The sequence below is a fragment of the Rhodococcus sp. AG1013 genome (assembly GCF_003350365.1).
GTDB lineage: Bacteria > Actinomycetota > Actinomycetes > Mycobacteriales > Mycobacteriaceae > Prescottella.
The window spans coordinates 18553-33273 of sequence record NZ_QQAT01000009.1; the positions used below are offsets into that span (position 1 = coordinate 18553).

The following is a 14721-nucleotide window of genomic DNA, read 5'->3' on the forward strand; positions in this document are numbered from 1 at the left end:
CACGGGAGCCCGAGTTGGACAAGCAGCCTGGTGTGCAATTCCTCGGTCCGCAGCAGCGCGAGCAGGCCTGGGAGAAGTTGGGAACCGAGCAATTCGACGTGGTGGTGATCGGTGGCGGCGTCGTCGGTGCCGGCGCGGCGCTCGATGCCGCGACGCGCGGGCTCAAGGTGGCGCTCGTCGAGGCCCGCGATTTCGCCTCGGGCACGTCGTCACGCTCGTCGAAGATGTTCCACGGCGGACTGCGCTATCTGGAGCAGCTCGAGTTCGGTCTGGTGGCGGAGGCGCTGCACGAGCGGGAACTGTCGATGTCGACGCTCGCGCCGCATCTGGTCAAGCCGTTGAAATTCCTTTTCCCGCTGACACATCGGGTGTGGGAGCGGTCGTACATGGCGGCCGGATTCCTCCTCTACGACCGGATGGGCGGCGCGAAGTCGGTCCCGGCGCAGAAACATCTGACGCGGGCGGGTGCACTGCGGATGGCGCCCGGACTCAAGCGGCACTCGCTGGTCGGCGGAATCCGCTATTACGACACCGTCGTCGACGACGCCCGCCACACGATGACCGTGGCACGCACGGCGGCCCAGTACGGCGCGGTCGTTCGGACCTCGACACAGGTGGTGGGCTTCCTTCGGGAGGCCGACCGGGTGTCCGGCGTGCGGGTCCGCGACTCGGAGACCGGTGAGACGACCGAGGTCTGCGGCCACGTCGTCATCAATTCCACCGGTGTGTGGACCGACGAGATCCAGTCGCTGTCCCGCCAGCGCGGACGGTTCCGGGTGCGGGCGTCCAAGGGCGTGCACATCGTGGTTCCGCGCGATCGGATCGTGAGCGACGCCGCGATCATCCTGCGCACCGAGAAGTCGGTGCTGTTCGTGATTCCGTGGGGTGGCCACTGGATCATCGGCACCACCGACACCGACTGGAATCTCGACCTCGCGCACCCGGCCGCGACCAAGGCCGACATCGACTACATCCTCGGCCACGTCAACAAGGTGCTGGTCACCCCGCTCACCCCCGACGACATCGACGGCGTGTACGCCGGGCTACGTCCGCTGCTGGCGGGGGAGAGTGACGAGACGTCGAAACTCTCGCGGGAACACGCCGTCGCACGCGTCGCGCCGGGCCTCGTCGCGATCGCCGGCGGCAAGTACACGACCTACCGGGTGATGGGGCAGGACGCCGTCGACCTGGCCTCGGAGGACATTCCGGCCCGCGTCGCGCCGTCGATCACCGAGAAGGTGCCGCTGGTCGGCGCCGACGGCTACTTCGCGCTGGTCAACCAGGCCGTGCACCTCGGCCAGCTGTACGGACTGCACCCGTATCGGGTCAAGCACCTGCTCGACCGGTACGGCTCGCTCATCGACGAGGTCCTGGAACTGGGTCAGGACTCACCCGAGTTGCTCCAGCCGATCACCGACGCGCCCGACTACCTGCAGGTGGAAGCCGTGTATGCGGCCGCGGCCGAGGGTGCGCTGCATCTCGAGGACATCCTCGCGCGCCGCACCCGCATCTCGATCGAGTACCCGCACCGCGGCGTGAACTGCGCCGAGCAGGTGGCCGAGCTCGTCGCGCCGATCCTCGGCTGGGACGCGGCCACGATCGACCGCGAGGTCGAGACGTATCGGGCGCGCGTCGAGGCCGAGATCATGTCGCAGGCGCAGCCGGACGACGCGTCCGCCGACGCGCTGCGGGCCGCGGCCCCGGAGGCGCGTGCGCAGATCCTCGAGCCGGTACCGGGCACGGTGCTGCCTAGTGGTGGGTCAGCACGATCTTGACGACGACGACCGCGGTGGCTGCGACGGCCAGCAGCCCCGCGGCGATCAGGGTGTCGCGCGAGGGTCGTTCGCCGCGGAGACGGGCGATGACGAAGACCATCGACGCGATGCGGACGAGGATCGTGACCTCGGCGATCACCTGGGCGGTGAACGGCTCGAGCCAACCGAAGACGGCGGTCGCGAGGAGGACGATGGGAAGGACCGCCGAGCTGAGGACCGGGACCGAATCGCGCAGTTCGGCCAGGCGTTCGGCGGTCGTCAGCTGACGGCCGGAGCGCACCGATCTGCCGACGCCTTCCGCGAAGGCGTGGGCGATGAATGTCGACACCGCGGTTCCGGCCACGACGGCGATGGTGCGGGAGTCGCTGCGAGAGACGGTCTCCGGAATCAGCGCGGCGAGGATCAGGATGTTGCCGTACACGTAGGCGCTGATGCGACTGGCCGCGTTCTCCCGGTCGAGAGGAACCGAACGACTCAACAGGGGGCGGTGCAGCAGCGAGCGAAGGTCCGGTTCCATGCGTAAAAGCGTCGCATACCTCAGTTGAGGGGTGGAACGTAGTGGCTTGGATCGTTGCGATGCTCGAGCGGCGGAAGGTTGCGCGTCGGCGTGTGCACCAGTGGAGCGTCGGCCGGTGACCGCCCGCTGACCCGGTCGACGCCGCCACGGGCCCGCGGATGCTTGCGCCTGCGCTCCGGAACGAGTCGGAATGCCACATTCACGAGTTCGCCGACGCGGCGGTGCAGCCACGCGTCCAGCGGCCCCCAGCGGTAGCCCAGCAGATCCCGCACAGGCTGGTCGTACATCCCGACCGTGAGCCACACGAACCCCTTCGACACCGGAATCCGGGCGACCCGCCAGATCGGCTCCGGCACCCACATCAGGAACGGGGGACGGCCGATGTCGGACAGGTCGAGCACGTCACGGGCAGCCCTGTTGTCCTCGAGGACGTCGCGGCACATGTGCTCCCAGTACCGCTGGAAGTCCTCCCACGTCTGCGGCACCGGACGCATGCTCATCCCGTAGAGCCGGTACCACTGGATGTGCTCGGTGAACAGTTGCCGCTTCTGGGCCTCGGTGATGCCGCCCATGAAGTTGTCGGCGGTGAGGATCGTGCCCATGAAGAACGTGGCGTGCGCCCAGTAGAACGTCTCGGGGTCGAGTGCGTGATAGCGCCGTCCCTTCGCGTCCACGCCCTTGATGTCGCGGTGGTAGTTGCGGACCTCCTCGGCCGTCTGCTGCGCGCGGTCACCGTCGAACACCACGCCGCCGATCGGGTACAGCGACCGGAACAGGCGTTCCCACCGTTCCTCGAAGAACCGGGAGTGCTGCTCCACTCCGGCGCCCAGACCCGGGTGCATGTTCTGCATAGACCCCGCCCACAGACCCTGGAGCATGCCGCGCCAGTCGCCGAAGTAGCGCCACGTGAGCGAGTCGGGACCGAGCGGTATCGGCGCCGACGTGTCCGAACGGGTCATGCGAGCCGCCTTCCGGGAGCAATTGACTACACCCGTTGTCAGATTAGGATCGGGGCGGTACGCGGTCAAGGGCTGGAGGTGCGGTGGGTACGCAGCGGACGTGGGCGGGCACCGGAATCGAGGAACGCCGTGCCGCCCGGCGCGACACACTGCTCGCCGCCGGCATCGAACTGCTGGGCACACAGGGCGGTGCGGCCGTCGGCGTCCGCGCGGTCTGCCGCGCCGCCGGACTCACCGAACGGTACTTCTACGAGAGTTTCGCCGACCGCGACCGATTCGTCCGAGCGGTGTACGACGACGTCGGCCGGCAGGCGCACGCCGCACTCGTGGCGGCGGTCGGAGCGGCACCGGCACCACACGACCGCGCGGCCGCGGCCGTGTCGGCCTTCGTGGAACTGATGGTCGACGACCCGGCGCGTGGCCGGGTGCTGCTGCTCGCGCCGCTCGTCGAGCCCGCGCTCGGTGGGCAGGGGCTCCAACTCGCCCCGGCCTTCGTGCTGCTCGTACACGAGCAGCTGTCGCAGATCACCGATCGCGACGAACGGCAGATGACGGCGGTCGGCCTCGTCGGGGCGCTCACGAGTCTGTTCATCGGGTACCTGGACGGCACGATCGTGACATCCCGCGAGCGGTTCGTCGGACACTGTGTCGCACTGCTCGACGGTGCCGGTCAGCGCAGCGGCTGACAGTTGGGGCAGTAGAAGATCGAGGGCTCGCGGCCGGGTTCCTCGGCCAACTCGTCGGCCACGATCAGGGTGCCGCAGCGCAGGCACGGCTTGCCGCCGCGCCCGTACACCCAGTCCCGTCGGCCGGGCCGTCGATCACCGGTGGTGACGCGGACGGCGCGGTCGCGGTTGGCCTGGAGCAGTCGGTGCGCCAGGTCGACCACCTTGGGCAGGTCCGGCACCCGGTCGGTGGGGGTTCGCGGATCGACGCCGCGTAGGAAGCAGATCTCGTTGCGGTACACGTTGCCGATGCCCGCCATGATGCGCTGGTCCAGCAGGGCCTCGCCGATCGGACGATCCTCGGCCGCAGCCAGATTCGCGGCCGCGACCGCCGCGTCCCAGTCGGGGCCGAGCAGGTCGGGGCCCAGGTGGCCGACGACGCTCTCCTCCTCGTCGCGGCCGATCACTTCGGTGATGCCGAGTGAGAATCCCACGGCGACGGCGTCATCGGTGCCCAGAACGATGCGGGCCTGATGTCCGGGGCGCTTCCACCGGGCGCCCCGGGGGTACACGTGCCAGGCGCCCTCCATCTTCAGGTGGGTGTGGATCGTGTGGTCGCCGACCCGGGTCAGCAGGTGTTTGCCGCGGGCGATCACCGAGTCGACCGTGTTGCCGGACAGGTCGACGGTCGCGTAGCGCGGGACCCGGACGTCGCACTCGGTGAGCACGTGGCGGGTGAGGGCTGCGTCGAGCCGCTGCGCCGTCCGCCAGACGGTGTCTCCCTCGGGCATCGCCTCACGCCCGCAATCTGTAGCCGCGCGGGGTGGCCGAGAATCCGACCTCGGCGAGCAGTTGTGCGAAGTTGTGTCCGTGAATCGTTGCGCCGTCGACCTTCTCGACCACGACCTTGTCGATGCCTCCGCGTTTGACGGTGCCGGCGAGCGATTCCGCGGCGGTGCGCAGTGCGCCGATGTCGTCGGTGAAGGTGAGGACGGTGCGTCCGCCGCGCTCGACGAACAGCACCAGTTCGCCCTCGACGAGCACTGCCAAGCCGCCGGCCTTGCGGCCGGGCCGGTGCCGCGGTGCGTCCTCGCCCGACATCGACGGCGGCCACGGCAGTGCCGCGCCGTACGGGTTCGCGGGATCGCATGCCGCGAGCGTGACGGCGGGGATGGAGGTGTGCCGGCCTTCGATCGAGTCGCTGTAGGTCCGCAGCCGGTCGACGACGTCGGAGGTGGAGAACTGGGCGCCGCCGAGGGTGTCGACGAAGTAGCCGCGGCGGCAGCGGCCACCGTCCTCGAAGCCGCTGAAGACCTTGTACATCAAGGCGAAGCCGCCGGGAACGTTCTCGCTCACCACCGATCCGCGCGTGACGACACCGTAGCGTTCGAGCAGCAGGTCGGCGGTGGCGTGTGCGCGCAGCGTGGGGTCCGGCTCGGGTTCGGGAAGCAGCGACCAGCGTCCGCCCGCGGTGGGCGGGCCGGGTCTGGTGGGCATGGTGGGCCGGCCCAGCCGCCGGTAGGCGTGCGCGCGGGGTGCGCGCCGCGGCGTGCGGTGGCTGGGTGTGGAGCGCGAGGTGTCCGACAGCAGCGCCCGCAGCGGGGCCAGCGTGTCGTTGCCGATGTATCCCGCCCACACCAGGTCCCACAGCGCGGAGGTGAGCGCGGGATCGTCCGTCGCGCCGAGTGTGTCCGAGAGTTGCCGGAAGAAGTACGCGCCGCCGCCGGCGAGGGTGTCGAGGACGGCACGGTGCATCTCGGTGAGTTCGATGTCGGCGGGTGTCGCGAGCGTGAGCGGGGACGATTCGGTCAGGTGCAGGCTCACCCAGCCGTCCTTCCCGGAGATCTGTCCGGCGCCCGCCCACAGCACCTCGCCGGTGGAGGTGAGTTCGTCGAGCATCGCGGGGGAGTAGTCGCGGACGCGCGAGCCCAGGATCAGGGTTTCGAGGGCGGACGCCGGAACCGGAACTCCTGCAAGCTGTTCCACGACGGTCGCGACACCGTCGATACCGCGCAGCGACCCCCCGACGTGCTGCCAGCCCGGCAGGAAGCGGCCGAGGGTCGCGGTGCTCACCGGCTCGACGTCCTCGCGGGCCGCGGCCAGCGAACGCCGGCGCAGGCGCCGCAGCACCTCCGCGTCGCACCACTCGCTGCCGGTGGCACCGGGACGGAACTCGCCCTCGACCACGCGCTTCTCGTTCGCGAGCCGGACCAGCACGTCCCGCGCGACGGCCGATCCGATGCCGAACCGGTCCGCGGCCTCGGCCAGCGTGAACGGGCCGTGGGTGCGCGCGAAGCGACTCAGCAGATCACCCAGCGGGTCGTCGACCGGCTCGATGAATGCCGCGGGCGTGCCGATCGGCAGCGGTACGCCGAGCCCGTCGCGCAGCCGTGCGGCGTCCTCGATCGCGGTCCACCACTGGCGGCCCGCGAACGAGACGTGCAGCGCGCGTCGGTGTTCCACCAGTTCCTCGAGCCACGGCAGCGGGTCGGCGGTGGCGCGGGCGGCGGCCTCCTCGGTGGTCAGTGGCCCCAGCAGGCGCAGCAGGTCGGCGATGCCCTCGACGTCGCGGGCGCGCCGTTCCGGGACCAGGCGCTGCAGTTCGTGCTCGGCCTTGGCGATGACGTCGGCGTCGAGCAACTCGCGCAGTTCCACCCGGCCGAGCAGTTCGGCGAGCAGTGTCGAGTCCAGGGACAGCGCGGCAGCGCGGCGTTCGGCGAGCGGGCTGTCGCCCTCGTACATGAACGCGCCGACGTAGTCGAACAGCAGCGAGCTCGCGAACGGCGACGGCGACGCGGTCTCCACCTCGACGATGCGGATCTGCCGACGGGCGATGCGGCCGAACAGGTCCCGCAGCGCGGGCAGGTCGTAGACGTCCTGCAGGCATTCGCGCACGGTCTCGAGCAGGATCGGGAACGTCGGATACTTGCGGGCGACGTCGAGCAGTTGCGCGGAACGCTGCCGCTGCTGCCACAGCGGCGCTCTCTTGCCGGGGGTACGGCGCGGCAACAGCAGTGCGCGCGCGGCACATTCGCGGAACCGCGACGCGAACAGTGCCGAGCCGCCCACCTCGTCGGTGACGATGTCCTCGATCTCGTCGCGTTCGAACGCGAACAGTTCGGCGCCGGGCGGGTTGTCCTCGGTGTCGGGCAGGCGGACGATGATGCCGTCGTCAGACGCGGTGGGGGCGGCGTCGACGCCGAAGCGTTCCCGCAGTCGGGCGCCCACCGCGAGCGCCCACGGCGCGTGCACGCGCAGCCCGTAGGGCGAGTGCAGCACCAGTCGCCAGTCGCCGAGTTCGTCGCGGAAACGTTCGACGACGAGCGTGCGGTCGGTGGGGACGCGTCCGGTGGCCTGCTGCTGATCGTCGATCAGGGCCGCGAGGTTGGTGGTGGCGTTGGCGTCGAGTCCGCTCGCGGCGAGTCGGGTGGCCACCTCGTCCGGGGTGCTGGTGGACAGCTCGCGCAGGAACCCCCCGAGCGCCTCCCCGAGTTCGGCGGGACGGCCCAGACCGTCGCCGTGCCAGAACGGCAGCCGTCCGGGCAGTCCGTACGCGGGACTGACGAGCACGCGGTCGAACGTGATCTCCTCGATCCGCCAACTGGTGGCGCCGAGTGCGAACACATCGCCCACCCGGGACTCGTACACCATCTCCTCGTCGAGTTCGCCCACCCGAGAGGCCTTCTCGCCGACCATGTACACCGCGAACAGGCCGCGGTCGGGGATGGCGCCGCCGGAGGTGACGGCGAGGCGCTGCGACCCGGGCCGTCCGGTGAGGGTGCCGGCGTCGCGATCCCAGACGAGCCGGGGCCGAAGCTCGGCGAACTCGTCGGACGGATAGCGGCCCGCGAGCAGGTCCAGCGTCGACTCGTACGCCGAGCGGGGTAGCGTCGCGAACGACCCACTGCGACGGACCATTTCGTACCACTGCTCCACGTCGATCGGTTCGAGCGCGGTGGCGGCGACGGTCTGCTGCGCGAGGATGTCGAGCGGGTTGGCCGGGATCTCGAGCGCCTCGATTTTGCCACTGGTCATCCGTTCGACGGTGACGGCGCAGTGGATCAGGTCGGTGCGGTGCTTGGGGAACAGCACGCCGCGGGAGATCTCGCCCACCTGGTGTCCGGCGCGGCCGACGCGCTGCAGTCCGCTCGCGACGGACGGCGGCGCCTCGACCTGGACGACGAGGTCGACCGCGCCCATGTCGATGCCGAGTTCGAGGCTGCTGGTCGCGACGACACAGCGCAACCGTCCCGACTTGAGATCGTCCTCGATGATGGCCCGCTGGTCCTTGCTCACCGAACCGTGGTGGGCGCGGGCCAGTAGGGGATCGGCGCCGTAGTTCACCTCGGTGGGCGCGCCGATCTGCGCCGGCGGCCGGCCCTGCTTCTCGACGGCGCCGCCGAGGCGTTCGGCGTAGATCTCGTTGAGCCGTGCGGTGAGCTTCTCGGCGAGGCGGCGGGAGTTCGCGAACACGATCGATGAGCGATGCGCGAGGATCAGGTCCACGATCTGCTCCTCGACGTGCGGCCAGATGGACCCGGCCTGCGGCGCCGGCGACATCGAGTCCGGATCCGGTTCCGCGACGCCGAGTTCGGTCATGTCCTCGACCGGGACCCGCACGGTGAGATCGAAGGTCTTCGCTGCGGGCGGCGCCACGATCCGGATGGGCGCGGCGCCCGCCAGGAACCGGCCCACCTCCTCGTGCGGACGCACGGTCGCCGACAGCCCGATCCGCTGGGCGGGCTTGGTCAGGAGCTGGTCGAGGCGCTCGAGCGACAGCGCGAGGTGGGCGCCGCGTTTGGTGCCGGCGACTGCGTGTACCTCGTCGACGATCACCGTGTCGACTGCCGCGAGCGTCTCCCGCGCCGACGACGTGAGCATCAGGAACAGCGACTCGGGGGTGGTGATGAGGATGTCCGGCGGGGTCTTGATCAGCTTGCGGCGCTCACCGGTGGGGGTGTCACCGGAACGCACACCCACGCGGATCTCCGGGGGCTCCGACCCGAGCCGCTTCGCGGTCTGGGTGATCCCGACCAGCGGGGCGCGCAGGTTCCGCTCGACGTCGACGCCCAGCGCCTTGAGCGGCGAGATGTACAGGACACGGGTGGCCCGGTCGGACTCGGTCGACGTGGACAGCTGGTCGAGCGCCCACAGGAACGCCGACAGGGTCTTGCCGGAGCCGGTGGGTGCCACGACGAGCGTGTGCGACCCGCTCGCGATGGAGTCCCACGCCCCGAGCTGTGCGGCCGTCGGCGCATCGAAGGCACCGTCGAACCACTCCCGGGTGGGCGCGGAGAAGCGGTCGAGGACGGCGTCCATGCGCTCCATCTTGCCCGCAGGCACCGACACGCACTTTCAGCCAGCGTCCCGGCCCGACCGCGTAGTAGCTTCCTGAACAAACGATCGGTCTTCACAAAGAACGGGCGGGGCGGCATGGAGACGTTGAAGATGGTGCTCGAACTCGTGGTCGTGCTGGGCGCGATCGTGATGGGCACCCGCTCGAGCGGCGTCGCGCTCGGCCTGTGGGGCGGCGCGGGCGTGGCCGTGCTGGTGTTCGTGTTCGGCGAGGACGTCGGAACGCCGCCGGTGGACGCGCTGCTGATCGTCCTGTCGGTGGTGCTGGCGTCGTCGATGATGCAGGTGGCCGGCGGCATCGACTGGATGGTGACCATTGCCGCCCGGCTCATCTCGAAGCGGCCGAAACAGATCACGCTGATCGCGCCGCTGGTCGCGTTCCTGTTCTCGGTGGGCGCCGGGACGTCGAACATCCTGTACCCGCTGCTCCCGGTGATCTACGACCTGTCGTACCGGAACGGGGTCCGGCCGTCGCGTCCGCTGTCGTTGTCGGTCGTGTCGACCGGCGTCGCGCTCGCCTGCAGCCCGGTCTCGGCCGCGATGGCCGCGATGGTGACGCTCACCGACGTCTCGCCGTACGACTTCGAACTCATCGACATCATCAAGATCACGCTGCCGGCCGCGATCATCGGCATCGTGCTCTCGGCGTTCGTCGTCAACAAGCTCGGTAAGGAACTGCGCGACGACCCCGAGGTGCAGGCCCGGATCGAGTCCGGGGAACTCGAGGTCGCGGGGGCCGGTGGTCCGGGCGCCCTCAAACTCGAATCGACCACGAAGGGCCGCAACGCTGCGCTGATCTTCCTCGCCGGTGTCGCCGCGATCGTCGTGTTCGGTCTGTTCAAGGACATCCGGCCGGATGCCGCCGACGGCACCCCGCTCGGCATGACGCCGATCATCGAGATGATCATGTTCCTCGTCGGCACCGTGATCCTGCTGGTGTCGCGGCCCGACGTGTCCACGGTGCCCGCCTCGACGGTGTTCCGTGCCGGCATGGTCTCGGCGATCGCCCTGTTCGGACTCGCGTGGCTGACCGACACGTTCATCAGCGCACACAGCGACACCATCACCAACACCGTCGGCGACTGGGTGAACGCGGCACCGTGGATCTTCGCGCTCGGCGTGTTCCTCGTGTGTGTCCTCACCACGAGCCAGTCGACCGCGACCCGAACGATCGTGCCGATCGGTCTCGCGGCGGGCATCGCGCCGGGCGTCCTCAGCGGAATGTGGGCCGGCGCCTTCGCCGGCGTCTACCTGCTGCCCACCAACGGCTCCCAGATCGCGGCCGCCAACTTCGACCTGTCGGGCACCACCAAGCTCGGCACCAAGCTCGTCGACCACTCGTTCTTCATCCCGACCGTGGTCCTCGCGGCCACGACCGTCGCGGCGGGTGCGGGCCTGGGCGTGTTGCTGGGGTGAGGAGGTCGGGGGCTCCCGGCATCACAGCTCACGCAGGATGTCTTCAACGTGCAGGAACGGGGCGAAGTGCCCGCCCGGCACGTACCGTGCCTCGCAGTGCGGGAGGCGATCGGCCCATCGCCTCGCCGACTCGACCGGCACCTTCGGATCGTCGATCCCGTGCCACAACCTGACCGCGCTTCGGACGTTGGCCGGTTCGAATCCCCAGGGCCGCAGATACTGCTGGAGGTCGCCGGCCGTCGACGACCCACCTTGGCGTGAGGCCTCGCGTGTGTCGGAGACGAACGCTACCCGACGGGCATCGTCGTCGAGGAGTGAGCGGAAGGCCTGCCGATCGGGCACCGGAAGCGCGCGCTCCATTCTCGTGATCAGCGTGTCGGCCTCTCCGTCGGCGGCCCGTGCCAGCATCGACGAGGAGAACTCACAGAGCTTCTGCAGCACCCGCGGGGCATGGCGCGCGAGCCACCAGTAGAGGGCATCGCCCCGGCTGGCGGGGGTCCACCGTTCGTGGGCGTCGATCGGGGGCATGCCACTGAGAATCGTCGTACCCGAGACGAGGTCGGGCCGTTGCACCGTCAGCGCCAACGCGGGTCCCGCACCCATCGACACACCGATCACCGACACCCGCCGTAGCCCGAGATGCTCGGCGAGCGCGGACCCGTCCGCAGCCCATTGCAGGAATCCTGCGTCGGGGTGCGGTGACGAGAGACCGTAATGCGGGCGGTCCACGGCGATGATCCGGACCGCGCTCCGCGCGAGCGCGTCGGCAGGCAGGGCCCAGCCCGCCATCCACCGAGACGAGGCGTAGCCGTGGACGAAGAGGCATGGCTTTCCGGCGGGGTCCCCGAATTCGGCGTATCCGATCCGGCGACCGTCTTCGAGTTCGATGCTTGTCGAGTTGTCCGTCATGCGGAAGCCGACTCCTCGAGGGGCGGCCAGGTCGCGACGGTCTCGATTGCCCATTCGGACCAGGAGATCATCGCCTCGAGGCGTCGTAGTCCTGCTTCCAGGCCGAGCAGAGCGGCCCGGTCTGCGGGACTGGCGAGATCGAGACCCGCCTTCAGTGCTCGCATTCCGCGTAGTCGGGCTCGGTGGTACTCGAGTTCGCCGGAGAGGAATGCCGTCGCCTCATCGGGTTCGACGAGCCACAATGCGAAGGAGCGAAGAACGGTCTCGTTGCGCAACGAGTGGTCCGGCGTGGTGGCGGTCAACCAGTGCCGCAGCGCGGCACGGCCGGCGTCGGTGATCTCGTACGGTTTGCGGCCACGCGGCCCTTCGTCCTGCTCGCGGATCAGGCCCTCGGCGGCAAGACGTTTCAACTCGGGGTACACCTGCGTCGGCTTGGCGTGCCAGACGAACTTGAGCATTCCGTCGAACTCGTGGCCGATGTCGTACCCACTGCGAGGTTGTCCGGCGATCAGGACGAGCAGAGCCATTCGGAGGGACATGACTGAACTATGACACTAAAAAATTTGAATGTCACCCGCGTGCGATTGGATAATGCCGCAGGGGCATGTCCCGGTGCCCTGCCTGCGTGACAAGGAGCGAACAAACGTGGACGATGCGATCGGCTCTCCGTCGCTCGACCTGGGGGCCCATCTGCCGCGACTGACGGCGCGCGGGGTGATTCTCAGTCTCCTCGTGAGCAATCACCCGGCGCGGCCGACGCCGGCACAGATCGTCCGGGCCGCGGGAGTGTTCGGTATCAAGGAATCTGCGGCGCGGGTCGCGTTGAGCCGGATGGTCTCCGGTGGCGATCTCACACGAACACCCGACGGGTTCCATCTGAGTGCACCGCTGCTCGAACGTCGTCAGCGGGTGCTGCACGAGGTGGAGCAGGGGACCCGCCCGTGGAACGGGGAGTGGGAGATCGTCGTCGTCACCGGCACCGGACGCGATCCCGGCGATCGCGCCGCCCTGCGCGAGCGGCTGTCCCGGCTCCGGTTGGCCGAACTGCGCGAGGGCGTCTGGCTGCGTCCGGCCAACCTGACGCGGGCGCTCGACCTGGCCGCCGAGCCGGTGGAGGTGCTGACGGGAAGTCCGGTGCGCGACGCCGGTGAACTCCTCGGATCGTTGTGGGACCTCCCGGTCTGGGAGCGGGAGTCCCGGCGGCTGCTCGAGCTGATGGATCTGGCCGAGAGCGCGGTCGACCGATTCACGGTCGCCACCGCGATTGTCCGACACCTTCTCACGGATCCTGTTTTACCGCAGGAACTTCGACCGAATTCGTGGACGGCCGACCGTGTGCATGCGGCGTGGGGCGCGTACCAGGAGGAGTTCGTGTCGATTCCGGAGGTCGGTCACACGAACTGACCGAATATTACTCATTGACTTCGACTGTTCGGAAAACGTAATGTCCGAATCAGTCGAAGGAGGCAGTCATGCAGACACACGAGGTGTTCAACCAGTCCGTTCCGCTGTACGGCCACAACGTCGCCGACGATCCGACGCTGCTCGAGGGGCTCGTCCGTGAGGGCGCGGAATGGGCCGTCGACGACGTCAGCCGCCTCGGCGCGCTGGCCGGAACCGAGCACGTGCAGGAACTGGGCCGGCTCGCGAACGAGAACCCGCCGGTCCTGCGGCCCTACGACCGGTTCGGTCACCGCACCGACGACATCGAGTTCCACCCGGCGTGGGACGAGCTGATGTCCACGGCCGTCGCCAACGGGATGCACGGCGCACCGTGGAGCGACGCCCGGCCGGGCAGCCACGTGGCGCGCGCCGCCAAGTTCTACGTGTGGAGCAATGTCGAGGCCGGCCACACCTGCCCGATCTCGGCGACGTACGCCGCCGTCCCCGCGCTGCGGGAGAACCCCGAGCTGGCCGCGATCTACGAACCGCTGCTGTCCAATTCGTCGTACGAGGGCGGCCTGAGGCCTCCGTTGGAGAAGGCGGGCCTGCTCGCGACGATGTCCATGACCGAGAAGCAGGGCGGCTCCGACATTCGAGCCAACACGACGCGCGCCGTCCTGCAGCCCGACGGCACCTACCGGATCGTCGGCCACAAGTGGTTCACGTCGGCGACGATGGCCGACCTGTTCCTGGTCCTGGCGCAGACCGACGCGGGCGTGACGTGCTTCCTGGTGCCCCGCGTCCTTCCCGACGGCACCCGCAACAACGTTCGACTGATGCGGCTGAAGGACAAGCTGGGCAATCGGTCCAACCCGTCGGCCGAGATCGAGTACGAGAACGCCTTCGCGTGGCGTGTCGGTGACGAGGGCCGTGGTGTGCCGACGATCATCAAGATGGTCAACATGACTCGCCTCGACTGCCTGATCGGGGCGGCGTCGGGCATGCGTCGGGGCGTCACCCAGGCCGTGCATCACGCGACGCATCGGCAGGCCTTCGGCAACTACCTCATCGACCAGCCGTTGATGCGGAACGTCCTGGCCGACCTGGCCGTGGAGTCGGAGGCGGCGTCGCTGCTGATGATGCGCCTCGCCGGCGCCCACGACCGTGCCACTCGCGGTGACGTGGCGGAGTCCGACTTCCTGCGTCTGGCCCTCGCGGTCGGGAAGTACTGGGTGTGCAAGCGGTGGCCCGCTCATGCGGCCGAGGCGATGGAGTGCTTCGGGGGCAACGGCTTCATCGAGGAGTCTCAGATGCCGCGCCTGTTCCGCGAGTCCCCGCTCAACGGGATCTGGGAAGGCAGCGGAAACGTCGCGGCGCTCGACGTGCTGCGGGCGATGGGCAAGAATCCGCGCACCGTCGAAGGGTTCTTCGACGAGGTCGCGCTGGCCGGTCCCGAGCCGAGCATTCAGCGTGCGGTCCGCGAGATCCGTTCCCAGCTGACCGATCTGGCGGACGCGGAGGTCCTCGCCCGTCGCGTGATCGAGCGGATGGCACTGGTTCTGCAGGCGTCGCTCCTGGTGCGGCACGGCAATCATGCGGTCTCCGATGCCTTCATTGCCACCAGAATCGACGGCGACCGTGGCAGCGTGTACGGAACGCTGCCCGCCGGCGTGGACTTCGCAGCAATTATCGATCGCGTCACCTCGAAGGTCGGCTGACAGAGCCGACCGCGGCCCGGAACA

Annotated in this window: 11 protein-coding genes; 5 read left to right on the plus strand and 6 right to left on the minus strand. The window is 69.3% G+C overall.

The window, feature by feature from the left end; translation table 11 throughout:
- Positions 1-14 precede the first annotated feature (14 nt).
- Positions 15-1775 carry a glycerol-3-phosphate dehydrogenase/oxidase gene (locus DEU38_RS13100; protein WP_114721852.1) on the plus strand — a complete coding sequence of 587 codons (1761 nt, stop codon included), beginning with the start codon at positions 15-17 and terminating at the stop codon, positions 1773-1775.
- Here the strand turns inward: DEU38_RS13100 and DEU38_RS13105 are convergent.
- Both DEU38_RS13105 and DEU38_RS13110 read right to left on the minus strand, forming a co-directional pair.
- Positions 1750-2292, minus strand: coding sequence for a hypothetical protein (locus DEU38_RS13105; protein ID WP_114721853.1), 543 nt, complete (start codon positions 2290-2292; stop codon positions 1750-1752). The genes DEU38_RS13100 and DEU38_RS13105 overlap by 26 nt on opposite strands.
- 20 nt (positions 2293-2312) lie before the next feature.
- Positions 2313-3251 carry an oxygenase MpaB family protein gene (locus DEU38_RS13110; RefSeq protein ID WP_114721854.1) on the minus strand — a complete coding sequence of 313 codons (939 nt, stop codon included), beginning with the start codon at positions 3249-3251 and terminating at the stop codon, positions 2313-2315.
- 83 nt (positions 3252-3334) lie between these two features.
- Here DEU38_RS13110 and DEU38_RS13115 point away from each other — a divergent pair, with 83 nt between their 5' ends.
- The gene (locus DEU38_RS13115) at positions 3335-3937 is read left to right on the plus strand and encodes a TetR/AcrR family transcriptional regulator (RefSeq protein ID WP_114721855.1); all 603 of its coding nucleotides are present in this window, start codon (positions 3335-3337) and stop codon (positions 3935-3937) included.
- On the opposite strand, the gene DEU38_RS13120 is transcribed toward DEU38_RS13115, so the two are convergent.
- Complete coding sequence (locus DEU38_RS13120; protein ID WP_114721856.1) at positions 3922-4707, minus strand: DNA-formamidopyrimidine glycosylase family protein; 786 nt, start codon at positions 4705-4707, stop codon at positions 3922-3924. The genes DEU38_RS13115 and DEU38_RS13120 overlap by 16 nt on opposite strands.
- 4 nt (positions 4708-4711) lie before the next feature.
- Positions 4712-9235 (minus strand): ATP-dependent helicase, encoded by a 4524-nt coding sequence (locus DEU38_RS13125; protein WP_114722000.1) that lies wholly within the window; start codon positions 9233-9235, stop codon positions 4712-4714.
- 114 nt (positions 9236-9349) lie between these two features.
- Between DEU38_RS13125 and DEU38_RS13130 the strand changes: the two genes are divergently transcribed.
- Positions 9350-10687 carry an anaerobic C4-dicarboxylate transporter family protein gene (locus tag DEU38_RS13130; protein WP_114721857.1) on the plus strand — a complete coding sequence of 446 codons (1338 nt, stop codon included), beginning with the start codon at positions 9350-9352 and terminating at the stop codon, positions 10685-10687.
- 21 nt (positions 10688-10708) lie between these two features.
- Here DEU38_RS13130 and DEU38_RS13135 read toward each other — a convergent pair whose 3' ends face one another.
- The gene (locus tag DEU38_RS13135; protein ID WP_181818770.1) at positions 10709-11596 is read right to left on the minus strand and encodes an alpha/beta fold hydrolase; all 888 of its coding nucleotides are present in this window, start codon (positions 11594-11596) and stop codon (positions 10709-10711) included.
- Positions 11593-12135: a PadR family transcriptional regulator gene (locus tag DEU38_RS13140; protein ID WP_114721859.1), complete on the minus strand. Its 543-nt coding sequence runs from the start codon at positions 12133-12135 to the stop codon at positions 11593-11595. Before DEU38_RS13140 ends, DEU38_RS13135 begins: the two co-directional genes overlap by 4 nt.
- 106 nt (positions 12136-12241) lie before the next feature.
- On the opposite strand from DEU38_RS13140, the gene DEU38_RS13145 reads away from it, so the two are divergent.
- Together DEU38_RS13145 and DEU38_RS13150 are read left to right on the plus strand one after the other, a co-directional pair.
- A complete protein-coding gene (locus DEU38_RS13145) occupies positions 12242-13000 on the plus strand; it encodes a PaaX domain-containing protein, C- domain protein (protein ID WP_258557872.1) in 759 nt (252 codons plus the stop codon).
- A 68-nt stretch (positions 13001-13068) separates the two neighbouring features.
- Positions 13069-14697, plus strand: a complete 1629-nt coding sequence (locus DEU38_RS13150; protein WP_114721861.1) for an acyl-CoA dehydrogenase family protein — start codon at positions 13069-13071, stop codon at positions 14695-14697.
- Positions 14698-14721 lie beyond the last annotated feature (24 nt).

Bases quoted from the DNA above. Each gene is read 5' to 3' on its own strand.
- DEU38_RS13105 (WP_114721853.1), bottom strand. From the start codon at position 2,292: ATGGAACCGGACCTTCGCTCGCTGCTGCACCGCCCCCTGTTGAGTCGT.
- DEU38_RS13110 (WP_114721854.1), bottom strand. From the start codon at position 3,251: ATGACCCGTTCGGACACGTCGGCGCCGATACCGCTCGGTCCCGACTCG.
- DEU38_RS13120 (WP_114721856.1), bottom strand. From the start codon at position 4,707: ATGCCCGAGGGAGACACCGTCTGGCGGACGGCGCAGCGGCTCGACGCA.
- DEU38_RS13125 (WP_114722000.1), bottom strand. From the start codon at position 9,235: ATGGACGCCGTCCTCGACCGCTTCTCCGCGCCCACCCGGGAGTGGTTC.
- DEU38_RS13130 (WP_114721857.1), top strand. From the start codon at position 9,350: ATGGAGACGTTGAAGATGGTGCTCGAACTCGTGGTCGTGCTGGGCGCG.
- DEU38_RS13135 (WP_181818770.1), bottom strand. From the start codon at position 11,596: ATGACGGACAACTCGACAAGCATCGAACTCGAAGACGGTCGCCGGATC.
- DEU38_RS13140 (WP_114721859.1), bottom strand. From the start codon at position 12,135: ATGTCCCTCCGAATGGCTCTGCTCGTCCTGATCGCCGGACAACCTCGC.
- DEU38_RS13150 (WP_114721861.1), top strand. From the start codon at position 13,069: ATGCAGACACACGAGGTGTTCAACCAGTCCGTTCCGCTGTACGGCCAC.